Raw genomic sequence first — 24659 nt, forward strand, 5'->3', positions numbered from 1 at the left:
CCGGCCTCAACGGCCGTTCAGACGCGGCATGCGATGGTCCATGTCAGGCAAGGGGATGTCCCCGGGCCACCAGACAGGACGAGGACCATGTTCCGCAAGTTCGCCGCGACCAGCCTAGCCAGCCTTGCCATCGGTGCCGCGGCCCTGGCCGCAGCCAGCGTCATGACGGTCGGCCCCGCCGAAGCCTTCGGCCAGCGCTATGAGCTGGGTCGCGATACGCCGGCCTATGGCTGGCGTTCACCGCCGCCGGCCTTCCACGGCTATTGGGGCCGCCGCCGCTGGCAGCACTCCCATGACGGCCATGGCTTCCGGTCGCCCCCGCCGCGCTACGGTTACGGCTACGGCTGGAGGTGAGACGGCGACAGCGGCAGGCTGGGTACACTCAGCCTGCCGCTCCGCGAGATCAGTCTTCGCTATGAAGGCAGAAGGCGACGATTTCCGCGGCCCGCTCGGCAGAGATGCCGTTGGCCTGATCCAGCGCTAGCGGGTGGCTGTCGGGTTCGAGTTCCACCCAAGGTCTCATTCCGTGATTCCGCAAGTGGATCATGGACTTGAGCCCTGCGGTGGCCGGATAGAGCGGCAGGTCATCGACGATCCACGCAAAGAATGGGCCGATATGGTTACGCTCCACCCATTCGTAGGACCGTTCATAGGCTGCATAGCTGGCCTCGCTGAGTGCAACCCACATCAGCCAGGCGAAACACTCATCAAGCCCAACAACCGGAATCTCCAGCCGAGCCAGCACATAGAACTCGCGATCGTCGATAATGCACTGATCGCTGCTCAGTAGCGTGCGTGTCGCCCGCTCCGCTTCGGTGATGTCGAAATAGCGTGCAGGTGCGTGTGGGCCGAAGGCAGGCATGCCCTCATGCCACTGACCGCAGCTTGCGCATTTGAAGCGGAACATTTGCGACCCGAACGCTCTATCGTAGGCTGCATCTGCACGTCATGCAGTTTCACTCCGCGGCCGTGCGCTGGACGTATCCCAGCCGGCCGTTGAGGTCCTCGAGGAGCTTCTCGGCCGCATCGGCAATGACCGTTCCCGGCGGGAAGATCGCACTGGCGCCGGCCTCGTAGAGCGCATCGAAATCCTGCGGCGGGATGACGCCGCCGACGACGATCATGATGTCGGGCCGGCCAGCCTTGGCGAGTGCCGCCTTGAGTTCTGGCACCAGCGTCAGATGGCCCGCCGCGAGCGACGAGACGCCGACGATGTGGACGTCGTTTTCGACGCCCTGGCGCGCCGCCTCGTCGGGCGTGGCAAAGAGCGGCCCGATATCGACGTCGAAGCCGAGATCGGCGAAGGCCGAGGCGATCACCTTCTGCCCGCGATCATGCCCGTCCTGCCCCATCTTCGCGACGAGGATGCGCGGGCGGCGGCCATCGGCCTCTTCAAAAGCCTGCGTCATCATCTGCACGCGCATGACGGCTGGGTTCATCGTGCCGACCTCCCGCTTGTAGACCCCCGAGATCGACTTGATCTCGGCCCGGTGGCGCCCGAAGACCTGCTCCATCGCCATGGAAATCTCGCCGACCGTTGCCTTGGCGCGCGCCGCCTTGACCGCAAGGTCGAGCAGGTTCGCATCGCCCTTCGCGCCATTGGTCAGCGCGGTGAGCGCGGACTGGACATCGGCCTCGTTGCGCTCCGCCTTGAGACGCCGGAGCTTTTCGAGCTGCTGGGTCCGGACCGAGGCGTTGTCGACCTTGAGCACGTCGATCGAGGCCTCATTGTCGGGCTTGAACATGTTGACGCCGATGATGGCCTGCTGGCCGCCATCGATGCGGGCCTGCGTCTTGGCGGCGGCCTCCTCGATGCGCAGCTTGGGGATGCCGGCCTCGATCGCCTTGGCCATGCCGCCGAGCGCCTCCACCTCCTGGATATGCGCCCAGGCCTTCTTGGCGAGTTCGGCGGTCAGCCGCTCGACATAGTAGGAGCCGCCCCACGGATCGATGATCCGGCTGGTGCCGCTCTCCTGCTGCAGCAGGATCTGGGTGTTGCGGGCGATGCGGGCGGAAAAGTCGGTCGGCAAAGCCAGCGCCTCGTCCAGTGCGTTGGTATGCAGCGACTGGGTGTGCCCCTGGGTCGCCGCCATCGCCTCGATCATCGTGCGCGGCACGTTGTTGAAGACGTCCTGCGCCGTCAGCGACCAGCCGCTGGTCTGGCAATGCGTGCGCAGCGGCAGTGACTTTTCGCTGGTCGCGCCGAAATCCTTGACCAGCTTGGCCCAGATCAGCCGGCCGGCGCGCAGCTTCGCCACCTCCATGAAGAAGTTCATGCCGATCGCCCAGAAGAAGGACAGGCGCGGCGCGAAGGCATCGACGCCCAGCCCCGCCCGCTGGCCGGCGCGGATGTATTCGACGCCGTCGGCCAGCGTGTAGCCGAGCTCGAGGTCCTGCGTCGCGCCCGCCTCCTGCATGTGGTAGCCGGAGATCGAGATCGAGTTGAACTTCGGCATGTTCGCCGAGGTGTAGGAGAAGATGTCGCCGATGATCCGCATCGAGGGCGAGGGCGGGTAGATATAGGTGTTGCGGACCATGAACTCTTTGAGGATGTCGTTCTGGATCGTCCCCGAGAGCTTGGCCGCGGGCACGCCCTGTTCTTCCGCCGCGACGATGTAGAGCGCCAGCACTGGCAAAACCGCGCCGTTCATCGTCATCGACACGCTCATCTGGTCGAGCGGGATGCCGGAGAACAGCGTGCGCATGTCGTAGATCGAGTCGATCGCGACGCCGGCCATGCCGACATCGCCGCCGACGCGCGGATGGTCGCTGTCATAGCCGCGATGGGTCGCGAGATCGAAGGCGACCGAAAGACCCTTCTGCCCGGCGGCGAGGTTGCGCCGGTAGAAGGCGTTGGAATCCTCGGCTGTCGAGAAGCCGGCATATTGCCGGATCGTCCAGGGCTGATTGACATACATCGTCGGGTAGGGACCGCGCAGATAGGGCGCGATGCCAGGCAGCGTATCGACGAAGGGCAGGCCGGCACGGTCTTCTGCCGTGTAGAGCGGCTTCACCGGGATGCCTTCAGGCGTCAGCCAGTCCTCGCCAGCCGGCAGCGTTGCCGGGTGGGGCGCGGGGCCATCGCTGAAAGCCAGCGTCGTGAAATCCGGGATCGCGGTCATAGCCGTGCCTCCAGTTTCGCCAGGGCGGCGCGTCGTTTGGCCAGCGCCGCCTCGAGCTTGCGGCGACGGTCCGATTTCTCCGAACCCTTGCCGTCGCCACCGAAATCGAGCCCGCCAAGATCGCCCTCGAACAAGATGGCGAGCAGCAGAGCGACGAGGATCACCGGGATCCAGAGCGTGTACCGTCCGAGCCACCAGACCAGTGCCGCGATCGCGACGCTCGCCATGATGACAGCGACGGGATGATACATGAAATAATGCAGCTTCGCCGCCGTCAGGGTCAAAAGCAGCGCGATGACGACCACGGCAACCGCTGAATCGATCAGCGCTTTGCGCCAGAGGCGGCCATCCATGTGTTCGAGCAGCCCGATCTCGCGCCGCAACCGCTCGGCGCGCCGCGCCCGGAGCGGGTGGGACGCGCGCGTCTTGCCGGGAGCAGCGCTCACGCCTTGCCCCACCAATGGTGGAAATGATGCACCGGCCCGTGGCCATGACCGACCGGGACCTCGTCGGCAGCAGCGATGGCGGCGGTAATATAGGTCTTGGCGTGGCCGACAGCCTCCGGCAGGGCCAGCCCCTTCGCCAGCCCGGAGGCTATAGCCGAGGACAGCGTGCAGCCTGTGCCATGGGTGTTGCGCGTCGCGATGCGCGGCGCATCGAAGCGCTGGCGGCTGCCGCCGGCGAGCAGGAGCAGGTCGCTGCTGGTCTCGCCGCCGCCATGGCCGCCCTTGATCAGGACGTTGGCGGCGCCGAGCGCGGCAAGCTTGTCCGCCTGCTTCTCGATGGTGGCCTCGGTTTCGGCGACGCTGCTACCGAGCAGGGCGGCCGCTTCCGGCAGGTTCGGGGTGATCAGGGTCGCGAGCGGGAAGATATGGCGTCGGATCGCATCGACCGCGTCGTTTTCAAGCAGGCGTGCGCCGGATGCTGCGATCATGACGGGATCGAGAACGATATTGCGCGCACCATGCCGCTTCAGCCCGGCGGCGACGGTCTCGATCAGTTCCGCCGTGGCCAGCATGCCGATCTTAACGGCGGCGACGTCGAGATCCTCGAACACCGCATCGATCTGCCTGGCGACGAAATCGGCCGGCACGGCATGGATCGCGCTGACGCCCTTCGTGTTCTGCGCCGTCAGCGCCACGATAACGCTGGCGCCATAGACCTGATGCGCCGCGAAGGTCTTGAGATCGGCCTGGATGCCGGCGCCGCCGCTGGAATCCGAGCCGGCGATGGTCAGGGCGATAGTGGTCACGATGTTTCTGTCTCCCTCAGGCGGCCGCGACATCATGCGCATGTGTCAGCGCCTCGATGACATCGCCGCCAGCATAGATGAACCGGGAAACACCAGCCTTGTTCAACTCCGCTTCCAGTTCTCCCGGCCGCCCGGCGAGACAGACCGTAGCACCGGCCGCCGTCAGCGCCTGAGCCGCAGCCGCGCCCTCGTCCGCGTAGGCAGCATCAGAACCGCAGAGGCAGGCGAGCCGTGCGCCCGATGCCGTGAAGGCCGCAGCCAGTGCCGCGATGTCGGTTACGCCGTCCTTCGCAAAACCGTCGCCGCTTGGCGCCGAAAGCCCGCCGGCCTCGAACAGGTTGCGCGCGAAGCCGGCCCGCGCCGCGAAATCCGCAATCGGCCCGAGTGTCGCCAGAAAGACCACGGGGCGGTCGGTTGCCGCGTCTGCGGTGTCGCGCAGAGCCTCGAACGGCTCGGCCAGTCTCTGTGATGGCAGCGGCTCGGCTCGTAGGCCGTCCTCCGGAGCGCTCAAGGCGACGTCGCGTGTCGCGCCCTTGGCCAATTGGTCGATGAGATCGCCCTGATCCTGATCGGAGGCCTTGGCGAGCGGGAGTTTCGGCTTGGCACGGACAGCCGGCGCGACGTCGAGCACCGAGACGGCCGCCTCCCTGAGATTGGGAAACTCGCTCGTGCCGGTGATCGGCTCGCGGCGCGTGGCGATGGCTTTGGCGCGCGTCTCTCGCTGTCTGGCAAGGTCGGCTTGCAGCGTGCCGGCGGCCAGCGCTGCGACGATGCCTGGGAGATCGTTGCCCGCCTGGCGTTCCAGCTTCTGCAATTCGGTCCATGCTTGTTCGCACAGCGCCTGCGTCAGCGCCTCAAAGCCGCCGGCTCCGGCAGCCGGATCGGTGACGCGCCAGAGGCTGGCCTCCTCCAGCAGCACGAGCTGGGTGTTGCGGGCGATGCGCCGCGCGAAGATGTCGGGCAGGCCCAGCGCCGCCGTGAAAGGCTGCACGGTCAGGCAATCCGCGCCGCCGACGCCGGCCGCGAAGGTCGCGATCGTGCCGCGCAGCAGATTAACCCAAGGGTCGCGCCTTGTCAGCGAGCGCCAGGCCGTCTCGGCATGCAGGACCATCGGCTTCGGCGTCAGGCCGCAGGCCTCCTGCACGCGCGTCCAAAGCAGCCGCGCAGCCCGGAACTTCGCGATGGTCAGGAACTCGTCGGTATCGGCGACGAGGACGAAGGAGATCGCGTCGCGCGCCTCCTCGAGCGAGAAGCCCTCGGATTCCAGAGCGCGCAGATAGGCGATTGCAGCGGCCAGCATCGCGCCGAGTTCCTGCGCCTCGCTGGCGCCCGCCTCGTGCCAGGGCCGGGCATCGGCAGTGATGAACGAACCTGCGAAGCCGCGCGCTTTCAACGGGCGGATGGTCGCTGCCAGCCTGCGGCCGATCTCCGGCCATGACGCCGGAAAGCTGCCGGTGGTGGCGAGCTGCCCGATCGGGTCGAGCCCGAAGTCGATCGCGGTCGTGTCGGGCGCGATGGCGCGCCTCTCGACGAGCGCAGCCAGCATCAGCGCGTTGACGCGACCCTGCGGAGCAGGATCGAGCCGCAGCCGGATCAGGTCGAGCATGACGCCGTCGAGGCTGGCATCGAGCGCGGTGACATCATCCGCGACGAGGCCGTAGCCTCGCGCTGCGCGCGCGCCGGCAAAGGCGAGCGTCAGGGAATCTGCGCCGCCTTCGAGATCGGCGAGTGCGAGCTTTTGCGCCTCCGCCGGCTCGGGATGGTCGAGGCGGGCGGCGACATGCCAGCGGCCGGCCTCTCCGCGCAGCGGCCGGAGCGTCGGCGAGGCGGCGCCATAGAGCGGCTCGATGCGGATGCCGTCGGCTGTCTTGCCCACCAGCCGTTTCTCGAAATCGGCACCCTTGAGGACCTTGTCGACCGCCGCCCGCCACGCCTCCTGCGAGGGCGCCGGGAAGGCGTCCATGAAGGGCTGGTCGGATGCTGGGGCCGAGTTCATGCGGGGCCGATCCTCGTCTGTCGCAGCTCATCTGCAGTCGCGAGGCGGTGATTGCCACGGGCAGCGACGCATCGCCATTCCTACTTCGTCGCAACGGGGCTGCGCAAATTTGCGCCGACAGGAGAGGGCGCTGATACAACAACGCCGCCTTGCGGCGGCGTTGGGAATGTCTCAATCGCGGGCCAGCGTCAGACGAACTGGCCAAGTCCCGGAATGGCGCCGACGATAGCGCCCATCGCATCCTCGCCCGCCTTCTCGCGGCCGACCGCGAACATCTCCTTCGAGACCGACTGAATCTGGCCCATCGACAGGCCCGCGCCCATCAACTGGCCGCCGAGCGCCATCACGCCGCCGCTGCCGCCCATCATGCCGCCGACCATGCCCATCAGCCCACCCTTGGCGCCGCCTTCGGCATTAGCGAGGTCCTGCGCGCCGGGCAGGGCGGCCATCAGCTCGTTGATCTCGGTCGGGGGGCCTTCCTTCTGCAGGAAGGCGAGGATGATGCCGATCGCCTTGCGGGCGAGCTCTTCGTTGAGGCCCGAGGCCGCGATCACGCGGGAAATCAGTTCATCCATGGTCTTGATCCTGTCGGTTGCGGCGGTTGGCGCGAGATAGTTCACATATCAACGATTGGATCAAGCCAGCAATCCACGTCCCGAGCGGGCTTCCGCCCGCGGGCGCGTTTCGCTACACCCTTGCCCTGACGTTTCGATAACACAACAGGCAGGTCCATGGCGGAAGACGGCGCGATTCTGATCGGCAAAAGCTGGAAGGCGGAAAACCTGCTTCTCAAGCTGGCCAACCGCCACGGCCTCGTGACGGGCGCGACGGGCACCGGCAAGACGGTCACCCTGCAGGTGATGGCCGAAGGCTTCGCGAAGGCCGGCGTGCCGGTCTTCGCCGCCGACATCAAGGGCGACCTCTCGGGCATCGCAGCACCGGGCGATTCCAAGCCCCCCTTCGTCAAGCGGGCAGAGGAGATCGGCCTCAAATACGAGCCCGACCAGTTCACCACAGTGTTCTGGGACGTCTTCGGCGAACAGGGCCACCCCGTCCGCGCCACGATCTCCGAGATGGGGCCGCTACTGCTGGCGCGCCTGCTCGATCTCAATGAGACGCAAGAAGGCGTGCTCAACATCGCCTTCCGCATCGCCGACGAGCAGAAGCTGCTGCTGCTCGACCTCAAGGACCTGCGCGCGATCCTCGCCTTCATCGCCGAGAACGCCAAGGACCTGACCACCAAATACGGCAACGTCACCTCCCAGACCGTCGGCACGATCCAGCGCGCCTTGCTGGTGCTGGAGAACCAGAAGGGCGACATGTTCTTCGGCGAGCCGGCGCTCGACATCGCCGATCTGATGAAGCTCGATCGCTATGGCCGCGGCATCGTCAACATCATGGCGGCCGACAAGCTGATGGCCAATCCGCGGCTCTATGCGACCTTCCTGCTCTGGCTGCTTTCGGAGCTGTTCGAGCAGCTTCCGGAGGTCGGCGACCTCGACAAGCCCAAGCTCGTCTTCTTCTTCGACGAGGCGCATCTGCTCTTCAACGGCGCGCCCAAGGCGCTGCTGACGGCCGTCGAGCAGGTCGTGCGGCTGATCCGCTCGAAGGGCGTCGGCGTCTATTTCGTCACGCAGAACCCGCTCGATATTCCCGATACCGTGCTGGCCCAGCTCGGCAACCGCGTCCAGCACGCGTTGCGCGCCTTTACGCCGCGCGATCAGAAGGCGGTCAAGGCGGCCGCCGAAACCTTCCGCCAGAACCCCAAGATCGACACGGCCGAGGCGATCACGCAGCTCGCTGTCGGTGAGGCGCTGACATCGACGCTTGAGGGCAAGGGCACGCCGACCATCGTCGAGCGCACGCTGATCGCGCCGCCGATGGCGCAGGTCGGCCCCTGCTCGGTCCAGATCCGCCAGCAGGCGCTGGCCGAATCCGGCTTCAAGGGCAAGTACGACACGATGGTCGACCGCGAGTCGGCCTATGAAGAGCTGATGAAGCGCAAGAACCTGACACCGGATGGCGAGCCGATCGAGGCTTCGACGACGGGCGGCGGCGGCATCCTCGACACCATCGGTGGCTGGCTCGGCGGCAACGCCAATGCGCAGAGGCCCAAGACCGGCCCCGGCAGCCGCGGCGGCGCCCTGCCGCAGAGCATGACGGAGAAGATCATCACCTCGGCGGCACGCTCGGCCGCGACCTCGATCGGCCGGCAGGTCGGAACCGCGATCCTGCGCGGCGTGCTGGGCTCGATGATGGGCGGGCGGCGCTGAGGAGGGCGTCATGCTCGGGCTCGACCCGAGCATCTCCGGGGAGAGATTCTCGGGTCTGCGCCCTTGGGCCGATCAAAGATCGGACCCGAGGGCTTCGCCCGAGAATGACGCACGCCGCATTTTCGCCATGCGGACAGCGAGGCTGACGCCGCCGCCAAGCCTTGTCATGATGGCGCCACCTGAACCGGCTCCCATTTGCCCGAGCCCAGCCTAGCCGAGTGCCATGTCCAAGCTTCCCGCGATCCTTTCCCGCCTCGATGCCGACCTCGACGCCGCGCTGGCGCGTCTGTCGTCCTGGCTCGAAATTCCCTCGATCTCGACCGATTCGGCTTACTCCGCCGATAGCCGCCGCGCGGCGGAATGGCTGCGCGCCGATCTCGAATCGCTCGGCTTCACGGCCGGCTTGCGCGAGACGCCTGGGCATCCGATCGTGCTCGCCCATCGCCCCAAGCCGGGCGCGCCGCATGTGCTGTTCTATGGCCATTACGACGTCCAGCCGGTCGATCCGCTCAATCTCTGGGACAGCGAGCCGTTCAAGCCGGTGGTCAAGGAGATCGAGCCCGGCCGCAAGGTCATCCTCGGGCGCGGTGCCTGCGACGACAAGGGCCAGGTCATGACCTTCGTCGAGGCGATGCGGGCGACGATCGCCGAGACCGGCGACCTGCCGATCGGCGTCACCATTCTCGTCGAGGGCGAGGAGGAATCGGGCTCGGTCAACCTGCCGGCCTTCGTCCGCGAGAACGCCGAGGAGCTGAAGGCCGATTTCGCCCTGGTCTGCGACACCGGCATGTGGGACCGCCAGACGCCGGCCATCACCGCCTCGCTGCGCGGCATGGTCTATCAGGAGGTGACGGTCACCTGCGCCGACCGCGATCTGCATTCGGGCCTGTTCGGCGGCGCTGCCGCCAACCCGGTCCATGTTCTCGCAAAGATCGTGGCGGCGCTGCATGACGAGGACGGCAGGATCACGCTGCCCGGCTTCTATGAGGGTGTCGAGGAACCGACCAACCAGCAGAAGGCGGATTGGGCCGATCTCAACCTCACCGAGGACGAGTTCCTCGGGCAGATTGGCCTGAAGCATTCCGTGGGTGAAAAGGGCCGCATGCTGATCGAGCAGATCCAGTCGCGCCCGACCTGTGACGTCAACGGCATCTGGGGCGGCTATACCGGTGAGGGCACCAAGACGGTGATTGCCGGCAAGGCCTCCGCCAAGATTTCGTTCCGCCTCGTCGGCCAGCAGGATCCCGACAAGGTGGCCGCCGCCTTCCAGGCCTTCGTGCGCGAGCGGCTTCCGGCCGATGTCACGGCCGAATTCATCGCGCATGGTGCCTCGCCCGCCATCGCGGTGCCGGTCGATTCACCGGCCTTGCGCAAGGCGCAGGTCGCGCTGACCGAGGAATGGGGCCGCAAGGCCGTGACCATCGGATCGGGCGGCTCGGTGCCGGTCGTCGGCGACTTCAAGCGTCTGCTCGGCATGGACACGCTGCTCGTCGGCTTCGGCCTCGATGACGACCGGGTCCATTCGCCCAATGAGAAATACGACCTCTCCTCGTTCCACAAGGGCCAGCGCTCCTGGGCGCGCATCTTGCAGGCTCTGGGAACGGAAAAGGCCTGAGCAATGAAATCCATCTGCGTCTTCTGCGGGTCCAATCCCGGTAACGATCCCATTTATGCCGATGCTGCACGCGCCATGGGTGCCGAGATCGCCCGGCGCGGCTTGGTGCTGGTCTATGGCGGCGGCGCGGTCGGGCTGATGGGCATCGTCGCCGATGCCGCGCTCGCGGCCGGCGGCGAGGTCCACGGCATCATCCCCCGCGCGCTGCGCGAAAAGGAGGTCGGCCATTACGGGCTGACGCGGCTCGAGGTCGTCGAGACCATGCATATCCGCAAGGCTCGGATGGCGGAGCTCTCCGACGGCTTCATCGCCATGCCCGGCGGCATCGGCACCTTCGAGGAACTGTTCGAGATCTGGACCTGGGGCCAGCTCGGCATCCACGACAAGCCGCTGGCCTTCCTGAATGTCGCGGGCTTCTACGACCCGCTGGCCATCTTCCTCGACAACACGGTCGAGGCCGGCTTCCTCAAGCAGACCCACCGCGCCATGGCGATCACCGACACCCAGCCCGCGACGCTGCTCGACCGGATGGAACAGTATGTGCCGGCGGCGACGTATAAATGGGTCGAAAAGGAGGAGGTCTGACGGGGTTATGGGGCCGCGCATCGTGACTTGTCCGGAAGCGGGCAAGCCCCTATCTAAGTCTCGAAAGCGCCGACCGATTTGCAAGACAGGCTGAATCGGCGCATGATTCTTGCTTCGCTGTGAGGTACCGTGATGGTCATCATGGGTTTCAAGATCGAGCATCGTGTCGTCGGGACGCAGCACGTCTTCACGTCCCCCGACCTGCCGGGTCTGTTTGTCGCTCATCGCGACCGTGATCAGGCGGAAGCCGACGTGCCTGCGGCGATCGACATGTTGCGCGCCATGGAACAGCGGCTCGCTGAAAAGCGTCGTGTGAAGGAGCGGATTGCGATCGGTGCCTGATGGCATTCTATCGCGAGGCTGACGTTCTGCGATTCCTCGAAGAGACCGGCTGCCGTTTCGAAGGCGACCGCTACCCGCATGGCATGGGCTGGATCACGCGTGACGAGATGCCGTTCACGCTGCCCGACGCGGAAGACGGCTGGCTTGATGCCGACGTCATCGACCTCATTCTCGCGGACCGGTGGATCTGGACAGGCGCATCGCGAATGCAGCGGCATCCGGCCCCGAGCAAGGAAATAGGAAATTAGTCCTAATTATATACGTGACAAAGCAATTTCGATGCCCCATGATTCTCAGCGACAGGCCGGCACTGAAATTGAGGTTACGGAGGCTATGATTGCCGCCGGCGCGGACGTTTTACTGGCGTCGGGGCAGGTTCGGCACTCGATGGGTCGTTGGGAAGCGCTTTCACTTGTCGAAGACATTCTGAGGGGATCGACATGTCGCTTAGCGAGTGCATGTGCTCCAGAACGTCACCCAGAAGGCGAGACAGTTCGCTGAACCGCGCTGCCGACCGTTCGAGGTGCTGAATAGTCAGCGCCGAGTCTGCCGCGATTGCGGGGTGTTTATCGCCCTGTAGGTGGATGAACTGTTTGTAAGTGGGGGAGCCTTCGCGCACGTCAAAAGTTGGCTCGCCATGGACGATTGAGTTTCTAAAGGCGCTGAACTGGTGAGATTTTTTGGTGGCGGCTCGAAGAAACTCTTTCTCGTCTTCGGTGAGGTGACAAACGGCTACCGCTTGGGAGAGCATGTCGGCTCGGGCGGTGAAATTGCGGGCTGAGTAAAAAATAGCGCGGGCCATGTCCTGCTTCATGCCGGTGATGAAAAAGAACCACAGGAACATCCGCTCCTCTATTGCGGCCCATTTTGATAGGGCTATGCCGTAGGCGAGGTGGAAGCGATTGCTGGCCTCGCCGTATTCGACCAGGTTGAATTTCGTGAAGCCAAGGAAGGCGGGCATGGTGGTCCTCAAATCCGAAGACGAGAAGCGCCGCGACGAGGTGCTAAAGCGGATGCTGGCGACGCCGCCGAAGCCGCATGACGACAAAGCCAACAAGCCGACAAAGGCTCAAACCCGCATTCCACAGGTTAAGCCGAAGGATCGCGCCTAACGACAGGCGGGAGGGGTGGCGGTGTCACGTGACTGAATGCGTATTCAGTCTTGCACTCAGCACACCGGTGAACCCGGCGTCGCATTTCGAGCCTTTGCGTGGCTTGGAGGAAGGACCGCTTGTGGTCATGGAAGCATTTTGCACACAACAAATGAAATGGTTCGGACGAGTTGGCGTCTGGCTTCAACGCATAGGCAACCACCCCGTCCCCAACATTCATCAGAGTGTAGCGCTGCTTCTGAGTGTTCCATTCTTCAAGGTCAGCAACTTGTTTTTCAAAGTTGCGTATCTGCTCCAGCAGCGCAAATTGGTCAGATTGGGCCGAAAGTGCGCTCTGCTGGGCGGAAAGGATTACAGCTTGCAGTTCGATGACCTTCGCTTGGATCATCTGTCCGTCGCGCAGCGTTATCATCGCCTTCGTGATATCGCCCGCAAGTCGCAGTGACGCCATAGCCGCTGAGAACGCGCTCATATCAGCCATCGGGGTTCCTCCCTTTGCGCCAGCGAGCGAATCGCTTCGCTTTCTGCTTAAGCGTAAGCGGCTTTACCAATCCGCCGATAGGTGAGGCGCTTGCCGTCGATGCCCTTCAAGGCGTTGTCGCGGCGCATAACGTCGTTGACGCCAAGCTTGGTGCGGTTGTTGTAGCGGAAATCGAATTCCGCGAGGTAGCGGTGCAGGTGCTTCTCAGCGCAGTGCTGGTAGATGCCCTTCATGCCGCGCTTGAAGATCGAGAACACGCCTTCGATGGTGTTGGTGTGGACATCGCCGCGAGCGTATTCCTTGGCGCTGTGGCGCACCGTCTCATGGCGGGCGAACTCTTCGCCGGTCTTTGTGTAGAGGCGGCTTTCGTCGGTGTGTAGGCGGCTCTCGCGGCTGATGTTGGTCACGACGATCTCGCGGACGCTCTCAGCGTTGGCGCGATCGACATGGAAGGAACGGACGCGACCGCCACGCTCGACCAGCGCGACGACCGCGCGCTTACCAGACGGGCCGCTCTTGCCTGACTTGGTGAAGGGCTCGCCTCGGGTGTTGAGCTTGGGCTGATATTCGGTTTTGCCGAAGTAGGTTTCATCGGCCTCAACGATCTGGCCTTCGCCGCCCATGGGACCACCAACGTCATCGCGCATGGCCTCGCGAATGCGATGGCACATGAACCAAGCGGTCTTGTAGGTGACGCCGAGCATGCGGTGGATCTGATGGGCGCTGATGCCCTTCTTGCTCGACGTCATGAGGTGGACGGCAAGCAGCCACTTGTTGAGCGGGATTTTGGAGCGCTCGAACACGGTGCCAACGGTGACGGTGAACTGCTCGCGGCACTCGGCGCACTGGTAGAGGCCGGGGCGATGGGCCTTGCCCTTCAACGCCTTGATCTTCTCAGGGTCGGCATTGCCGCAGTGGGGGCACGTCGCGCCGTTGGGCCAACGCTGAGCTTCAAGATGCTCGCGGGCCTTGTCGGCGTCGGCGAAGATGGGATTGTCGAGTGCGGCGGCCATTGGTCTTGCTCCTGTGATTGGGAGCATAAACCCAAAGGCTGCTTTGTCAAGTATATAATTGGGAAATTAGTCCTTGACAGCGTCACGCTGATCGGGTAGACATCAGGAATGCTCACGAAATGTGACCAGCAAGCCGCCGCGCCCTCCAGCCGGCGGCTTTCGCATGTCCGGCCCGCGAGGTTTTCCCATGTCCGATGAAGACGATGACGCGCCGGTGCCGCCGGCCGTGAAGCCCAGGCGCTTGACTGTCGGTCGCAAGGCCGTGGTGACGAAGCTCTGGCGCGCGGCGCAGCGCCAGCTCGACGCGCATGAGGCGCGGCTCGACGAACTGCCGAAGGGTGCGGCGGCGAGCGAGGCCGACGCCAAGGCGCTGGCGGTGCTCGCCCGCACCGTCCGCGAGCTCGTGGCGATGGAAGGGGCGAGCGCGGCCCAGCAAAACAAGGCCTCCGATGAAGCCGACCCTACCGATGGATTGCGCCACGTCGCCGAACTCCGAAAGGAGCTTGCACGACGTCTTGATGCGCTTGCCGATCGCGAGTTGGGCGAAGCTGATCCCGCAGCATCTCATTCCCGAGCTGGACCCTGACCACTTGACGGCCCTTGGCGAGGCCTGGAGCCTGTTCGGTCGGGTCGATCAGCGTCTCGACAGTCCACCGCACAAACCCGTCTGGCTGGTGCTGGGCGGGCGCGGCGCGGGAAAAACCCGCACCGGCGCGGAATGGGTCAAGGGCATGGCGCTGGGCCATCCGCCCTATGCGTCGAACCCAACCGGCCGCATCGCCCTCGTTGGCGAGACGCAAGGACAGGTTCGCGACGTCATGGTCGAGGGCATCTCCGGCTTGCTGGCGATTCACACGAAATGGGAACGGCCGGACTGGTCCCCGTCCCGGCGGCAATTGCGTTGGCCCAACGGCGCGATCGCGCAGGCCTTCTCTGCCGAGGATCCCGAAGGGCTGCGCGGTCCGCAATTCGGCGCGGCCTGGTCAGACGAACTGGCGAAATGGCCGAACCTCCAGGAGTGCTGGGACATGCTGCAATTCGGGCTTCGCCTCGGCGACCGGCCGCGCCAGATCGCCACCACGACGCCGCGTCCGGTGCCGCTGATCAAGCGGCTCCTGGCCGACCCGCATGTTGCGGTCAGCCGGGCGGCGACGAGCGCCAACCGCTTCAACCTGGCTGCTGACTTCATCCGCAGCGTGACGCAGACCTATGGCGGCACCCGGCTCGGCCGGCAGGAGCTCGACGGCGAACTCGTCGAGGAAAGCGCCGACGCGCTCTGGACGCGCGCCATGATCGAGGCATGTCGCGAGGCGGCTGCGCCCGCCCTGGCGCGGATCGTGGTCGCGGTCGATCCGCCGGCCTCGTCGTCGCAGCGCGCCGATTCCTGCGGGCTGGTCGTCGCCGGCATCGACCGCGACGGCATCGGACATGTGCTCGATGACGGCACCATCTCCGGCGCGAGGCCGCATGAATGGGCGGCGAAGGCGGTTGCGCTCTATCAGCGCTTCGAGGCCGATGCGCTGGTCGTCGAGGTCAACCAGGGCGGCGAGATGGCGACCTCCGTCATTCGCGAGGTCGATGCGAGCGTGCCGGTGACGGCGGTCCGGGCGACGCGCGGCAAATATCTGCGGGCCGAGCCGGTCGCGGCGCTCTATGCGCAAGCGCGGGTGCGCCATGCCGGAGCCTTCCCCGCGCTGGAAGACGAGATGTGCGATTTCGGGCCGGGCGGACTCAGTTCGGGCCGCTCTCCCGACCGGCTCGACGCGCTGGTCTGGGCGCTGACCCATCTGATGTTGGCGCCAAAGGGCCGGCCTCGGGTGAGGGGGATTTAGGAGCCGTCATTCTCGGGCGGCGCGAAGCGCCGACCCGAGAATCTCAGGACGAGAAGACACTGGTTTCCGAGATGGTCGGGTCAAGCCCGACCATGACGCCGCACCACAAGCATCAACAGCGAGACCTTCATGCTCAATTTCCTACGCAACCTGCGCGGCATCGCCGCGCCGGAACGCAAACGCTCGCGCGTCGGGCCGCTGATCGCGCTGCACGAGGCCGGGCGCCCTGTCTGGACGCCGCGCGATTATGCGGCGCTCGCCCGCGAGGGCTATGAGCGCAACCCGGTCGTGCATCGCTGCGTCCGGCTGATCGCGGAAGCCGCGGCGCAGACGCCGCTGATCGCCAAGGTGGGGCTGCGCGAAATGCCGGAGCATCCGGCGCTCGCATTAATCGACCGGCCCAATCCGCGCCAGGGCGGCATCGCCTTCCGCGAGATGCTGTTCGGCCATTTGCTGGTCGCCGGCAACGCCTATGTGGAGGCGGCGAGCGCCGGTCGCGAGCCGCGTGAACTCTACGCGCTGCGGCCCGACCGGATGCGGATCGTGCCCGGCCGGGACGGCTGGCCGGAGGCCTACGACTACACGGTCGGTGGCGAGACCATGCGCTTCCGGCAGGACGAGGGCGGCGTGCCGCCGATCCTGCATCTCACCCTGTTTCATCCGGTCGACGATCATTACGGCCTCTCGCCGATCGAGGCGGCGGCCTGTTCGCTCGACATCCACAACGCCGCCAGCAACTGGCACAAGGCGCTGCTCGACAATGCGGCAAGGCCCTCCGGCGCGCTGGTCTATGACGGGCCGGACGGGGCGAGCCTGAGTGACGCCCAGTTCGAACGGCTCAAGGCAGAGCTGGAGGAAAGCTTCCAGGGCGCGCGCAATGCCGGCCGGCCGCTCCTGCTCGAAGGCGGGCTCGACTGGAAGCCGCTCTCGCTGACCCCGGCCGAACTCGACTTCGTCGCGGCCAAGGGCGTCGCGGCGCGCGAGATTGCGCTCGCCTTCGGCGTGCCGCCGCTGCTGTTGGGCCTGCCCGGCGACAACACCCACGCCAATTTCGCCGAGGCCAACCGCGCCTTTTGGCGCCAGACCACGATCCCCTTGGTCCGGCGCACGGCGCAATCGCTGGCCCAATGGCTCGGTCCGGCCTTCGGCGACGAGCTGACGCTCGAACCCGATCTCGATGCGATCGAGGCCCTGGCCGAGGAGCGCGAGTCGCTCTGGCGCAGGCTCTCGGCTGCGACCTTCCTCAGCGAGGACGAGAAGCGCGAGGCGGTCGGCTACGGCCGGGCGCCGACAGGTGGAGGAGGAGCCCCATGAACCTGCTCGAACAGATCGTCACCGCCTTCGTCGGGCGCGCCGATGTCGGCCATCTCGGCCTCCTGCTCTGGGCCGCGACGGCCTCCGCCGCCGCCTGGTTCGTCCTGCGCGAACTCTCCGCCGCCAACCGGCGCTTTGACGAGTTCGTGCGCGAACTCAACCGCTTCAACGCCCGCCATGAGGGGGACCAGCCATGACACGTTCCGGCGAGAAGAAGCCGTCGCCGCCGCCCTCCTCCGGTTCGGGGCGGATGCAGCCGCAAAAGCCGGCACGCGGGCCTGCGAACGCCGAGACCTTCGGCCGCTTCGTGCGCAACCTGGCCCGGCTGGAAGGTGGGCCCGGCCGCCTCGGCGAGGCTGGGCATCAACGCAACGGGGAGGGCGGCCGATGAGGACCGCCTTCTCGACCGGCCCCTTTGCACGCGAAGCCAAGTTCCTGGCGCTGCCGCCGGCGCGGATCAGGCCCGACGGACTGTTCGAGGGCTATGCCAGCCTGTTCGGCATCGCCGATCTCGGCAAGGACATCGTCGAACGCGGCGCCTTCCGCGACAGCCTGACCAGGCGCGGGTCGACGGGTGTCAAGCTGCTCTGGCAGCATGATCCGGCCGAGCCGATCGGCCGCTGGACCGCACTCACCGAGGATTCGCGCGGGCTGTTCGTGCGGGGCCGGCTCTCGCTTGCCGTTGCCCGCGCCCGCGAGATCCACGCGCTGATGCGGGAGGGCGCGATCGACGGCCTCTCGATCGGCTTCCGCTCAGAGAAGGCCCGAACCGAGCCGCGCAGCGGCCTGCGCCGGCTGGAGCGGATCGACCTCTGGGAGATCTCGATCGTCACCTTCCCGATGCTGCCGCAGGCGCGCGTCTCCGCTGTCAAGGCGCTGCGCGGCGCCCCGGCCTTCGCACAAGCGTCCTTCGTGCACGCCGCCTTCGCCTGACTCCCAACCGATCCACCCGAGGAGAGACCATGACCACTGCCAACCACGCTCCCGAGAGCAAGGCGGCCGGCGCCGATCTGTCGCTGGCCTTCGACGATCTGCGCTACACGCTGGAGAGCTATCGCGTCAGCAATGACGAGCGCCTGGCTGAGATCGAGACCCGCAGCGGCGTCGATCCGCTGACCGAGGAGAAGATGGCGCGGATGGATACCGCGCTTGACGACGCGATGCGCCGCATCGACCGCCTGACGCTCGACCGCAGCCGCCCGGCGCTTGGCCGCGACGAGCCACGCGATCCGCTGGTCGGCGAGCACAAGGCCGCCTTCGCGTCCTATATCCGCAGCGGCGAGGCCGGAGGGCTGAAGCGGCTGGAGGGCAAGGCGCTCTCGGCCGGCTCCGGCCCCGATGGCGGCTATCTCGCGCCCTCGACGGTCGAGAGCGAAATCCTGCGGCGGCTGGCCAGCGTTTCGCCCATCCGCTCGATTGCGACGGTGCGGACGATCTCCTCGGGCACCTACAAGAAGGCGTTCTCGACCACCGGGCCGGCCTCGGGATGGGTCGCGGAAGCCGCCGCACGTCCGCAGACCGGCACGCCGACGCTGGCCGAGCTCTCCTTCCCGGCGATGGAGCTCTACGCCATGCCGGCGGCGACCCAGACCCTGCTCGACGACGCCATCGTCAATATCGACCAGTGGATCGCCGAGGAGGTCGAGAGCGCCTTCGCCGAGCAGGAGGGGGCGGCCTTCGTCATCGGTGACGGCGTCGACAAGCCCAAGGGCTTCCTGGCCTATCCGACGGTGGCGGAGACAAGCTGGAGCTGGGGCAATATCGGCGTGCTCAACACCGGCGTCGCTGGCAATTTCGCGGCCGCGAACCCCTCCGACATCTTGGTCGATCTCGTCTATGCGCTGAAGGCCGGCTATCGCCAGAACGCGTCCTTCGTGATGAACCGCAAGACGCAGGCCACCGTCCGCAAGTTCAAGGACACGACCGGCCAGTATCTCTGGCAGCCGCCGTCCTCGGTCGGGGCGCCGGCGACGCTGCTCGGCTTCCCGCTGGTCGAGGCGGAGGACATGCCCAACATCGCCAACAATGCGGTGGCGCTCGCCTTCGGCGATTTCCGGCGCGGTTATCTGGTGGTCGACCGGGCGGGCGTGCGCATCCTGCGCGATCCCTATTCCGCCAAGCCCTATGTGCTGTTCTACACGACCAAGCGCGTCGGCGGCGGCGTGCAGGACTTCGCTGCGATCAAGGGTCTGAAATTCGCGGCCTGAAGCCAGACTTCAGCGCGAGAACCACCAGCGACGAGGCGGATTTGTGAGCGGCGGAACAGCATCGTTCCGCCGCCATTCGCCTCCGATCGACAATAGTTGATAACTGGCATTCATGATCCAGCTCTGGTGCGTTTCAAGCGATGTGATGGCGGTGAAGCCGCCGCAGACCCGACTGGCATGGGAAGTTAGCGGGCCGCTTGACCAACTCACAATTCCGACGAGGTCTGTGGATGCATAGGCATCGTCGAATGGAATATGGCGCGCGGCCTTATAGCCTTCCCAAGGGTTGATCGCACGCCTCGCCTCTGTCTGGCGCATAACAGGCCCACCTGAGTCCCCGCGGCAGGCGCCTGCACCGGGCTTCTCTCCCAGTCGCTTCGAGTCTACGGCCACTTCGACGGTGTTTTCGGTTGTGTAGCTTCCGCTATTGGCAAGCGCGACCTCGCGCAGTCGTTTCGCGGTACGCTTGTCGTTCTCACTTGATAGACCGAAACCGGATAGCGTGACGGTTTGTCCACGAGTCAGGCTGGGCCCAATAGGAAGCGATTTCATATCTGCAGGCAACGGGTTGGCAAGTCTTAGAAGCGCGAGGTCTATGCCCGGTTGCGTGCGCGGAGTCGTTCCCGGCACGAAGCTTGGGTGAGGCAGAACCGCAATCGCAGCCTGTCGACGCCCGCGGAAATCCGAACTGAGGCTGACAACGCTGACTGCCCCACCGTTCATCAGACAATGAGCGGCAGTCAGGATCAATTCTGGAGCGATCACTGCTCCCGAGCAAATCTCGCCCCGACTGGTCTCAACCATCACCGTCCACGCGCGGGGGCCATCGATCGCGCTGGACGCGATGCCCCCGACAACGGCCAAAGCGGGAGCTGGGGCTGCGCAAAGGCTGACGAGCACGCAAACAGGACCGGATCTTATGAAGTGCTCGAAGAGACTCATTTCCGCCAATCTATGGGCTGCGGCGACGCAGTCCAGCCTTTCCGTCAGCGACTGTTGGTCCAGGACGCCCGCTCTGACCATTTCGCAAGCGTGCCGTCGATCCAGTTGCGTTGCGGGGCGACCAGAACGCCTTGGCTCAACAGGCCGCAGCTCTTGCCCGCAGGGCCCGTCGACCAGCTCGTGACGGCGACGACGCCGCCATCGGCGCCGATCATCGGCCCGCCGGAATCGCCCTGGCAGGCGCCGGGGCCGGGCCGCTTGCCGGCGCCCGCGGGATCGGCCGCCCAGAGCAGGACTTTGCCGGGACCATAGGGCTCGACCACGGACAGCCCGGCGGAGCGATAGACACCCGTCGTGCGGGCCTCGCCTTCGCGCGACACGCCGTAGCCTGCCATGATGATCGGCGCTTCGGCGCGCGGCTGCGCGCCATCGACGAGGCTGGCCGGCGTGAAGCGCGACGGCAGCGCTTCGCCAAGCCGGATCAGCGCGAGATCGACCGAGCGCTGCCGCGCCTCGACGGCATTGGCCCTGAATTCGGGATGGAGCGCGACGGAGGCTGGAGCGATCAGCACCGGCTCGCCGCCGCCATCCTTCCAGTGGATGCGCAGATCCGTGCCGCCGGCGGCACAATGCGCTGCGGTCAGGATCGCCCGCGCCGACAGGACGATGCCGGTGCAGACGCCACCGCGCGCATTGAGAACCATCAGCGTCGAGCCGGCAGCAGGCCCGCCCTCGCGGCCGCCGACGACGGAACTGGCGGGGCTCGCGGCCAAGGCGAGCCCGCAAGCCAAGCCGGCCAAGGCGATCAGTTGTCCGACGCGCATCGGCGCTCCTCCTGAGGGGAGCGCTGGATACCGCGTCGCCCCTCGGAATTGAACCCTGAATCGGAGCGACCATGACGCCGCTTGCCCTGACCCCGCCGGCGCAGGAGCCGGTTTCGCTCCCAGAGGCCAGGATGTTCCTGCGCCTCGACCAGACTGCGGAGGACGAATTGCTGGGCACGCTGATCACCGCCGCCCGGCTGATGGTGGAGGCGGCGTCCGGCCGCTGCCTGGTCAACCAGGCCTGGCGCATCGTCATCGACCGTTGGCCCGACAGCGGCGAGATCCGGCTGCCGCTCTCGCCCGTCAGCGCGATCACCGCCGCGCGGGTCTATGACGTGCTCGGCGCGGCGCAGGCGGTCGCCCCTGGAGCGTTGCAACTCGACACCGCCGCCGATCCGCCGCTCGTGCGGATCGTGGCCGAGGTGCCCGAGATCGGCCGGGCGCGGGGCGCGATCGAGATCGACCTCGTCGCCGGGTTCGGCGCGACGGCCGCCGCCGTGCCGGCCCTGCTGCGCCAAGCGGTGCTGCGGCTGGCCGCGCGCTGGTTCGAGCGGCGCGGCGATGTCGTCGGCCGCGACGCAGAGGCGCTGCCGCCCGAGATCATGGCGCTGATCGCGCCGTTCCGCCGCGCGAGGCTCTGAGCCATGGCGGAATCGCGAGGGGATGGCGCCCCGGTCGGCGCGCTGCGGCGCCGGCTCGTGCTGGAGTCGGCGGCGGCGACGCCTGATGGACTCGGCGGGGGGACGCAAGCTTTTGAGACGGTCGCCGCGCTGTGGGCGCAGGTCGAATTCCTGTCCGGCGGCGAGCACTGGCGTCGCGGCAGGTCCGAACAGGCCGCGACCCATCGCGTCACGATGCGCTGGCGCGCGGGCGTCGATGCAGGCCAGCGCCTGCGCGACGGCGACCGCATCTTCGACATCCGCGCCGTCGCCGATCCCGATGGCAGCCGGCGCCGCCTGGTCTGCCTGGTGCTGGAGATCACGCCATGAGCGACGCGATCCTGGCCCTGCGCGCCGCAATCCAGTCGCGGCTGCAATCCGATGCTGGCCTCACGGCCTTGATCGGGGCGGGCCGCATCCATGACGAGGCCCCGCGCGCCGCGCGCGGCGTTTATGTCGTCCACGGCGATGTCGACGCGCGCGACTGGTCGACCGGCAGCGACAGCGGCTGCGAGCAGGAGCTCGGCCTTACCGTCTGGGCCGGCGAAAGCAGCTCGTCACGGCAGGCACTCGAAGCGGCGGCGCTTGTCGTCGCAGCGCTCAACGACACGCCGCTGACGCCGGCCGGGCATGCCTTGATCAACCTGCGCTGGCAATCGAGCCGGCTGGCGCGCGACGCCGCGACCGGGCTCGCCTTCGTCGCGATCCGCTTCCGCGCCGTGACCGAGACGTTCTGATTTTCGGCAGCACTGGACCTTCATCACCACTGGACAGGGAGAGGCCGGATGTCGGCACAAAAAGGCAAGGACCTGCTGCTCAAGGCGGCGGATGCGGAAGGAGCCTTCGTCACGGTCGCAGGCCTTCGCGCCCGCCAGATCGCGTTCAACGCGGAAACGGTCGATGTGACGCATTCCGAATCGGCTGGGCGCTGGCGCGAATTGCTGGCCGGCGCGGGCATGCGGCGCGCGGCGATCAGCGGCGCCGGCATCTTCAAGGACGAGGCCTCGGACGCGCTGGTGCGCCAGATCTTCTTCGATGGCGCGATCCGCAACTGGCAGGTGATCGTGCCGGATTTCGGCACCGTCACCGGCGCGTTCCAGCTCTCGAGCCTGGAATATCGCGGCGACCATGCCGGCGAGGTCACCTTCGATCTTTCGCTCGAATCGGCCGGCCAGCTCGCCTTCACAGCGCTTTGAGGTGCCGGTCATGATCAACCGTTACCGGGGCGAAAGCGCTCTCATGGTCGATGGCGAGCCGCTGCCGATGCGCCTGACGCTGGGCGCGCTTGCCGAACTCGAGCACGCCTTCAGCGTCGACAGCCTGCCTGCGTTGGGCGAGCGCTTCGCCGGCGGGAGGCTCTCGGCCCGCGACGTGACCCGCATCCTCGCGGCGGGTCTGCGTGGCGCCGGCGGCAGCGTCAGCGAAGACCAGGTCGCAGCGCTCGCCTTCGATGGCGGCCTGAACGGCGCGATCAGGGCGGCGATCGCGCTGCTCGACGCGACCTTCAGCGACCAGACCGAGACGCCGGCTGCGGAAGCCGGAGCCGCAAACCGCCCTTCGCAGCCGCCGGTGGCCTGAGCCCGCCGGCGGCACCGACGCCCTTTCCCTGGCGCGAGGTCATGGCCTTCGGGCTCGGCCGGCTCGGCTGGCCGCCCGAGACCTTCTGGGCCGCGACGCCGCGCGAGATCGGCGCCGCGCTGCGGGCCCACCAACTCGTTGACCTGGCCGCCGCGCCGCCTCGTGAAGCGCTCCAGTCGCTGATGACGGCCCATCCCGACGCCTGATTCCGGCCTTCCCGTTCTCTGATTGCGAGGTCCGCCATGCCCGACGACGACATCGTCCTGTCCTCTCGCCTCTCCGACATGCGGGCGCTCGGCTCGCTGACGCAAAGCCTGAGCAAATCGGCCGAGAGCTTCGGCAAATCGATCACCAATGCCTTCGCCAAGGGCATCATCGAGGGCAAGCGCTTCGAGGATGTGCTGCGCAGCGTGGGCCGCTCGATCACCGAGACGCTGCTCAAATCGGCGCTCAAGCCCCTGCAGGCCGGGCTGTCCAGCCTGCTCGGAACAGGGCTGAAGAGTCTGACAGGGCTGTTCAGCGGCGGCCTGGGCGGCTTCGGGTTCGGTGGCGGCGGCGGCGCGCCAGTGATGCCTTTCGCCGAGGGCGGCGTCATCGCTTCACCCGCCTATTTCCCGCTCGGCCGAGGGCTCGGCCTGATGGGCGAGCGCGGCGCGGAGGCGATCCTGCCGCTGTCACGCGGCGCCGATGGCCGGCTCGGCGTGCGCGCCTCGGGGCAGCAAGAGCGCCGGGCGCTCAGCGTGGTCGTCCAGGTCTCGACGCCTGATGCCGACAGCTTCCGCCGCTCCGAGGCACAGGTCTCGGCGGCGATCGCGCGTGCCGTGGCGCGCGGCAGCCGCGCGCTGTGAGGGGCTGAGGGCGATGACCGATTTCCACGAGATCCGCTTTCCGACCGACGTCGCGCGCGGTGCGCGGGGCGGGCCGGAACGCCTGACGCAGATCGTCACGCTGGCGTCGGGCCGCGAGGTCCGCAACAGCCGCTGGGCCCATTCGCGCCGACGCTACGATGCCGGCGTCGGCATCCGCACGCTCGATGCGCTGGCTGCAGTGGTCGCCTTCTTCGAGGAGCGGCGCGGCCGTCTCTACGGCTTCCGCTGGCGCGATCGGCTCGACTGGAAGAGCGGCCCGCCCTCTCAGGCGCCTGCTGCGACCGATCAGGCGATCGGCACCGGCAACGGCGTCACGGCGTCCTTCCAGCTCTGCAAGCATTACGGCACCGGCATCGCGACCTATCGCCGGCCGATCACCAAGCCCTTGCCGGGCGAGGTGCTCGTCGCGGTCGATGGCGTCGCCGTCACCGACCCGGCGCATGTCGCCTGCGACGCCACGACCGGGCTCGTCACCTTTGCCGCAGGGCACCTGCCGGGGCCGGGCGCCGTGGTTACCGCGGGCTTCCTGTTCGACGTGCCGGTGCGCTTCGACATCGACGCGATCGAGGTCGATCTGTCGGCCTTCGAGGCCGGCGAAATCCCCCGAATCCCGATCGTCGAGATCATGCCGTGAGGTCTTTCC

At 66.8% G+C, this 24659-nt stretch carries 33 protein-coding genes; 22 read left to right on the top strand and 11 right to left on the bottom strand.

The window, feature by feature from the left end; translation table 11 throughout:
- Window positions 1–87: 87 nt before the first annotated feature.
- Complete coding sequence (locus AC1DYU_RS17720) at window positions 88–354, top strand: hypothetical protein (RefSeq protein ID WP_476792781.1); 267 nt, start codon at window positions 88–90, stop codon at window positions 352–354.
- 49 nt (window positions 355–403) lie between these two features.
- Here AC1DYU_RS17720 and AC1DYU_RS17725 read toward each other — a convergent pair whose 3' ends face one another.
- The 6 genes from AC1DYU_RS17725 to AC1DYU_RS17750 form a co-directional block, all read right to left on the bottom strand.
- Window positions 404–907: a DUF2199 domain-containing protein gene (locus AC1DYU_RS17725; RefSeq protein ID WP_476792782.1), complete on the bottom strand. Its 504-nt coding sequence runs from the start codon at window positions 905–907 to the stop codon at window positions 404–406.
- A gap of 49 nt (window positions 908–956) precedes the next feature.
- Window positions 957–3122 (bottom strand): methylmalonyl-CoA mutase, encoded by a 2166-nt coding sequence (scpA, locus tag AC1DYU_RS17730; protein ID WP_476792783.1) that lies wholly within the window; start codon window positions 3120–3122, stop codon window positions 957–959.
- The gene (locus AC1DYU_RS17735; protein ID WP_158485504.1) at window positions 3119–3568 is read right to left on the bottom strand and encodes a hypothetical protein; all 450 of its coding nucleotides are present in this window, start codon (window positions 3566–3568) and stop codon (window positions 3119–3121) included. Before AC1DYU_RS17735 ends, scpA begins: the two co-directional genes overlap by 4 nt.
- A complete protein-coding gene (thiD, locus tag AC1DYU_RS17740) occupies window positions 3565–4374 on the bottom strand; it encodes a bifunctional hydroxymethylpyrimidine kinase/phosphomethylpyrimidine kinase (protein ID WP_476792784.1) in 810 nt (269 codons plus the stop codon). Before thiD ends, AC1DYU_RS17735 begins: the two co-directional genes overlap by 4 nt.
- 16 nt (window positions 4375–4390) lie before the next feature.
- A complete protein-coding gene (locus AC1DYU_RS17745; protein ID WP_476792785.1) occupies window positions 4391–6370 on the bottom strand; it encodes a methylmalonyl-CoA mutase subunit beta in 1980 nt (659 codons plus the stop codon).
- A 188-nt stretch (window positions 6371–6558) separates the two neighbouring features.
- Window positions 6559–6945, bottom strand: a complete 387-nt coding sequence (locus tag AC1DYU_RS17750) for a DUF2267 domain-containing protein (RefSeq protein ID WP_158485503.1) — start codon at window positions 6943–6945, stop codon at window positions 6559–6561.
- 156 nt (window positions 6946–7101) lie between these two features.
- Between AC1DYU_RS17750 and AC1DYU_RS17755 the strand changes: the two genes are divergently transcribed.
- From AC1DYU_RS17755 to AC1DYU_RS17775, 5 genes are all read left to right on the top strand, one after another.
- Entirely contained in the window at window positions 7102–8643 is a 1542-nt protein-coding gene (locus AC1DYU_RS17755) for a helicase HerA-like domain-containing protein (RefSeq protein ID WP_476792786.1), read from the top strand.
- Window positions 8644–8866: 223 nt separating this feature from the next.
- The gene (locus AC1DYU_RS17760; protein WP_476792787.1) at window positions 8867–10258 is read left to right on the top strand and encodes a dipeptidase; all 1392 of its coding nucleotides are present in this window, start codon (window positions 8867–8869) and stop codon (window positions 10256–10258) included.
- A 3-nt stretch (window positions 10259–10261) separates the two neighbouring features.
- Window positions 10262–10843, top strand: coding sequence for an LOG family protein (locus AC1DYU_RS17765; RefSeq protein WP_476792788.1), 582 nt, complete (start codon window positions 10262–10264; stop codon window positions 10841–10843).
- Between the two features lie 141 nt (window positions 10844–10984).
- Entirely contained in the window at window positions 10985–11185 is a 201-nt protein-coding gene (locus AC1DYU_RS17770; protein ID WP_476792789.1) for a hypothetical protein, read from the top strand.
- On the top strand, window positions 11185–11433 hold the full coding sequence (locus AC1DYU_RS17775) for a hypothetical protein (RefSeq protein WP_158485498.1): 249 nt from the start codon (window positions 11185–11187) through the stop codon (window positions 11431–11433). Before AC1DYU_RS17770 ends, AC1DYU_RS17775 begins: the two co-directional genes overlap by 1 nt.
- An 83-nt stretch (window positions 11434–11516) precedes the next feature.
- On the opposite strand, the gene AC1DYU_RS17780 is transcribed toward AC1DYU_RS17775, so the two are convergent.
- Window positions 11517–12146, bottom strand: coding sequence for a hypothetical protein (locus AC1DYU_RS17780; RefSeq protein ID WP_476792790.1), 630 nt, complete (start codon window positions 12144–12146; stop codon window positions 11517–11519).
- On the opposite strand from AC1DYU_RS17780, the gene AC1DYU_RS17785 reads away from it, so the two are divergent.
- Window positions 12145–12297: a hypothetical protein gene (locus AC1DYU_RS17785; protein ID WP_476792791.1), complete on the top strand. Its 153-nt coding sequence runs from the start codon at window positions 12145–12147 to the stop codon at window positions 12295–12297. The genes AC1DYU_RS17780 and AC1DYU_RS17785 overlap by 2 nt on opposite strands.
- On the opposite strand, the gene AC1DYU_RS17790 is transcribed toward AC1DYU_RS17785, so the two are convergent.
- On the bottom strand, window positions 12275–12778 hold the full coding sequence (locus AC1DYU_RS17790) for a hypothetical protein (protein WP_476792792.1): 504 nt from the start codon (window positions 12776–12778) through the stop codon (window positions 12275–12277). The two genes, AC1DYU_RS17785 and AC1DYU_RS17790, sit on opposite strands and share 23 nt — an antisense overlap.
- 47 nt (window positions 12779–12825) lie before the next feature.
- Window positions 12826–13791 (bottom strand): IS1595 family transposase, encoded by a 966-nt coding sequence (locus tag AC1DYU_RS17795; RefSeq protein WP_476792793.1) that lies wholly within the window; start codon window positions 13789–13791, stop codon window positions 12826–12828.
- Between the two features lie 187 nt (window positions 13792–13978).
- Here AC1DYU_RS17795 and AC1DYU_RS17800 point away from each other — a divergent pair, with 187 nt between their 5' ends.
- The 7 genes from AC1DYU_RS17800 (at window position 13979) to AC1DYU_RS17830 (ending at window position 19144) form a co-directional block, all read left to right on the top strand.
- Entirely contained in the window at window positions 13979–14377 is a 399-nt protein-coding gene (locus AC1DYU_RS17800; RefSeq protein WP_476792794.1) for a hypothetical protein, read from the top strand.
- Window positions 14310–15623 carry a DNA-packaging protein gene (locus tag AC1DYU_RS17805; RefSeq protein WP_476792795.1) on the top strand — a complete coding sequence of 438 codons (1314 nt, stop codon included), beginning with the start codon at window positions 14310–14312 and terminating at the stop codon, window positions 15621–15623. Before AC1DYU_RS17800 ends, AC1DYU_RS17805 begins: the two co-directional genes overlap by 68 nt.
- 129 nt (window positions 15624–15752) lie before the next feature.
- Window positions 15753–16937, top strand: coding sequence for a phage portal protein (locus AC1DYU_RS17810; RefSeq protein WP_476792796.1), 1185 nt, complete (start codon window positions 15753–15755; stop codon window positions 16935–16937).
- Window positions 16934–17134, top strand: a complete 201-nt coding sequence (locus tag AC1DYU_RS17815) for a hypothetical protein (RefSeq protein WP_158485492.1) — start codon at window positions 16934–16936, stop codon at window positions 17132–17134. Before AC1DYU_RS17810 ends, AC1DYU_RS17815 begins: the two co-directional genes overlap by 4 nt.
- Entirely contained in the window at window positions 17131–17328 is a 198-nt protein-coding gene (locus AC1DYU_RS17820; RefSeq protein ID WP_476792797.1) for a hypothetical protein, read from the top strand. Before AC1DYU_RS17815 ends, AC1DYU_RS17820 begins: the two co-directional genes overlap by 4 nt.
- The gene (locus AC1DYU_RS17825; RefSeq protein ID WP_476792798.1) at window positions 17325–17870 is read left to right on the top strand and encodes an HK97 family phage prohead protease; all 546 of its coding nucleotides are present in this window, start codon (window positions 17325–17327) and stop codon (window positions 17868–17870) included. The genes AC1DYU_RS17820 and AC1DYU_RS17825 overlap by 4 nt, the downstream gene beginning before the upstream one ends.
- A gap of 29 nt (window positions 17871–17899) precedes the next feature.
- The gene (locus AC1DYU_RS17830) at window positions 17900–19144 is read left to right on the top strand and encodes a phage major capsid protein (RefSeq protein WP_476792799.1); all 1245 of its coding nucleotides are present in this window, start codon (window positions 17900–17902) and stop codon (window positions 19142–19144) included.
- Between the two features lie 9 nt (window positions 19145–19153).
- On the opposite strand, the gene AC1DYU_RS17835 is transcribed toward AC1DYU_RS17830, so the two are convergent.
- Both AC1DYU_RS17835 and AC1DYU_RS17840 read right to left on the bottom strand, forming a co-directional pair.
- Window positions 19154–20167: a S1 family peptidase gene (locus AC1DYU_RS17835; RefSeq protein ID WP_476792800.1), complete on the bottom strand. Its 1014-nt coding sequence runs from the start codon at window positions 20165–20167 to the stop codon at window positions 19154–19156.
- On the bottom strand, window positions 20131–20910 hold the full coding sequence (locus AC1DYU_RS17840; RefSeq protein WP_476792801.1) for a S1 family peptidase: 780 nt from the start codon (window positions 20908–20910) through the stop codon (window positions 20131–20133). Before AC1DYU_RS17840 ends, AC1DYU_RS17835 begins: the two co-directional genes overlap by 37 nt.
- Before the next feature lie 71 nt (window positions 20911–20981).
- Here AC1DYU_RS17840 and AC1DYU_RS17845 point away from each other — a divergent pair, with 71 nt between their 5' ends.
- From AC1DYU_RS17845 to AC1DYU_RS17880, 8 genes are read left to right on the top strand one after another with little or no spacing between them, the layout of a single operon-like run.
- Complete coding sequence (locus AC1DYU_RS17845) at window positions 20982–21551, top strand: head-tail connector protein (RefSeq protein ID WP_476792802.1); 570 nt, start codon at window positions 20982–20984, stop codon at window positions 21549–21551.
- Window positions 21552–21554: 3 nt separating this feature from the next.
- Complete coding sequence (locus tag AC1DYU_RS17850; protein ID WP_476792803.1) at window positions 21555–21899, top strand: phage head closure protein; 345 nt, start codon at window positions 21555–21557, stop codon at window positions 21897–21899.
- Complete coding sequence (locus tag AC1DYU_RS17855; protein WP_158485484.1) at window positions 21896–22306, top strand: DUF3168 domain-containing protein; 411 nt, start codon at window positions 21896–21898, stop codon at window positions 22304–22306. The genes AC1DYU_RS17850 and AC1DYU_RS17855 overlap by 4 nt, the downstream gene beginning before the upstream one ends.
- Before the next feature lie 48 nt (window positions 22307–22354).
- Window positions 22355–22765: a phage major tail protein, TP901-1 family gene (locus AC1DYU_RS17860; protein ID WP_158485483.1), complete on the top strand. Its 411-nt coding sequence runs from the start codon at window positions 22355–22357 to the stop codon at window positions 22763–22765.
- A 10-nt stretch (window positions 22766–22775) separates the two neighbouring features.
- On the top strand, window positions 22776–23147 hold the full coding sequence (locus tag AC1DYU_RS17865) for a gene transfer agent family protein (protein WP_476792804.1): 372 nt from the start codon (window positions 22776–22778) through the stop codon (window positions 23145–23147).
- The gene (locus AC1DYU_RS17870; protein ID WP_476792907.1) at window positions 23144–23353 is read left to right on the top strand and encodes a phage tail assembly chaperone; all 210 of its coding nucleotides are present in this window, start codon (window positions 23144–23146) and stop codon (window positions 23351–23353) included. Before AC1DYU_RS17865 ends, AC1DYU_RS17870 begins: the two co-directional genes overlap by 4 nt.
- A gap of 36 nt (window positions 23354–23389) precedes the next feature.
- Entirely contained in the window at window positions 23390–23995 is a 606-nt protein-coding gene (locus tag AC1DYU_RS17875; RefSeq protein WP_476792805.1) for a phage tail tape measure protein, read from the top strand.
- Window positions 23996–24008: 13 nt separating this feature from the next.
- Entirely contained in the window at window positions 24009–24650 is a 642-nt protein-coding gene (locus tag AC1DYU_RS17880) for a phage distal tail protein, Rcc01695 family (RefSeq protein ID WP_476792806.1), read from the top strand.
- The last annotated feature ends 9 nt before the right edge of the window (window positions 24651–24659 follow it).

Source organism: Allobosea sp. P2_B12 (assembly GCF_056404835.1).

Bases quoted from the DNA above. Each gene is read 5' to 3' on its own strand.
- AC1DYU_RS17750 (WP_158485503.1), bottom strand. From the start codon at position 6,945: ATGGATGAACTGATTTCCCGCGTGATCGCGGCCTCGGGCCTCAACGAA.
- AC1DYU_RS17865 (WP_476792804.1), top strand. From the start codon at position 22,776: ATGATCAACCGTTACCGGGGCGAAAGCGCTCTCATGGTCGATGGCGAG.
- AC1DYU_RS17790 (WP_476792792.1), bottom strand. From the start codon at position 12,778: ATGGCTGATATGAGCGCGTTCTCAGCGGCTATGGCGTCACTGCGACTT.
- AC1DYU_RS17875 (WP_476792805.1), top strand. From the start codon at position 23,390: ATGCCCGACGACGACATCGTCCTGTCCTCTCGCCTCTCCGACATGCGG.
- AC1DYU_RS17845 (WP_476792802.1), top strand. From the start codon at position 20,982: ATGACGCCGCTTGCCCTGACCCCGCCGGCGCAGGAGCCGGTTTCGCTC.
- AC1DYU_RS17855 (WP_158485484.1), top strand. From the start codon at position 21,896: ATGAGCGACGCGATCCTGGCCCTGCGCGCCGCAATCCAGTCGCGGCTG.
- AC1DYU_RS17755 (WP_476792786.1), top strand. From the start codon at position 7,102: ATGGCGGAAGACGGCGCGATTCTGATCGGCAAAAGCTGGAAGGCGGAA.
- AC1DYU_RS17850 (WP_476792803.1), top strand. From the start codon at position 21,555: ATGGCGGAATCGCGAGGGGATGGCGCCCCGGTCGGCGCGCTGCGGCGC.
- AC1DYU_RS17780 (WP_476792790.1), bottom strand. From the start codon at position 12,146: ATGCCCGCCTTCCTTGGCTTCACGAAATTCAACCTGGTCGAATACGGC.
- AC1DYU_RS17785 (WP_476792791.1), top strand. From the start codon at position 12,145: ATGGTGGTCCTCAAATCCGAAGACGAGAAGCGCCGCGACGAGGTGCTA.
- AC1DYU_RS17745 (WP_476792785.1), bottom strand. From the start codon at position 6,370: ATGAACTCGGCCCCAGCATCCGACCAGCCCTTCATGGACGCCTTCCCG.
- AC1DYU_RS17805 (WP_476792795.1), top strand. From the start codon at position 14,310: ATGCGCTTGCCGATCGCGAGTTGGGCGAAGCTGATCCCGCAGCATCTC.
- AC1DYU_RS17795 (WP_476792793.1), bottom strand. From the start codon at position 13,791: ATGGCCGCCGCACTCGACAATCCCATCTTCGCCGACGCCGACAAGGCC.
- AC1DYU_RS17800 (WP_476792794.1), top strand. From the start codon at position 13,979: ATGTCCGATGAAGACGATGACGCGCCGGTGCCGCCGGCCGTGAAGCCC.
- AC1DYU_RS17815 (WP_158485492.1), top strand. From the start codon at position 16,934: ATGAACCTGCTCGAACAGATCGTCACCGCCTTCGTCGGGCGCGCCGAT.
- AC1DYU_RS17835 (WP_476792800.1), bottom strand. From the start codon at position 20,167: ATGGTCAGAGCGGGCGTCCTGGACCAACAGTCGCTGACGGAAAGGCTG.
- AC1DYU_RS17775 (WP_158485498.1), top strand. From the start codon at position 11,185: ATGGCATTCTATCGCGAGGCTGACGTTCTGCGATTCCTCGAAGAGACC.
- AC1DYU_RS17770 (WP_476792789.1), top strand. From the start codon at position 10,985: ATGGGTTTCAAGATCGAGCATCGTGTCGTCGGGACGCAGCACGTCTTC.
- AC1DYU_RS17760 (WP_476792787.1), top strand. From the start codon at position 8,867: ATGTCCAAGCTTCCCGCGATCCTTTCCCGCCTCGATGCCGACCTCGAC.
- AC1DYU_RS17830 (WP_476792799.1), top strand. From the start codon at position 17,900: ATGACCACTGCCAACCACGCTCCCGAGAGCAAGGCGGCCGGCGCCGAT.
- AC1DYU_RS17720 (WP_476792781.1), top strand. From the start codon at position 88: ATGTTCCGCAAGTTCGCCGCGACCAGCCTAGCCAGCCTTGCCATCGGT.
- AC1DYU_RS17825 (WP_476792798.1), top strand. From the start codon at position 17,325: ATGAGGACCGCCTTCTCGACCGGCCCCTTTGCACGCGAAGCCAAGTTC.
- AC1DYU_RS17725 (WP_476792782.1), bottom strand. From the start codon at position 907: ATGTTCCGCTTCAAATGCGCAAGCTGCGGTCAGTGGCATGAGGGCATG.
- AC1DYU_RS17880 (WP_476792806.1), top strand. From the start codon at position 24,009: ATGACCGATTTCCACGAGATCCGCTTTCCGACCGACGTCGCGCGCGGT.
- AC1DYU_RS17840 (WP_476792801.1), bottom strand. From the start codon at position 20,910: ATGCGCGTCGGACAACTGATCGCCTTGGCCGGCTTGGCTTGCGGGCTC.
- AC1DYU_RS17765 (WP_476792788.1), top strand. From the start codon at position 10,262: ATGAAATCCATCTGCGTCTTCTGCGGGTCCAATCCCGGTAACGATCCC.
- scpA (WP_476792783.1), bottom strand. From the start codon at position 3,122: ATGACCGCGATCCCGGATTTCACGACGCTGGCTTTCAGCGATGGCCCC.
- AC1DYU_RS17810 (WP_476792796.1), top strand. From the start codon at position 15,753: ATGCTCAATTTCCTACGCAACCTGCGCGGCATCGCCGCGCCGGAACGC.
- AC1DYU_RS17860 (WP_158485483.1), top strand. From the start codon at position 22,355: ATGTCGGCACAAAAAGGCAAGGACCTGCTGCTCAAGGCGGCGGATGCG.
- AC1DYU_RS17820 (WP_476792797.1), top strand. From the start codon at position 17,131: ATGACACGTTCCGGCGAGAAGAAGCCGTCGCCGCCGCCCTCCTCCGGT.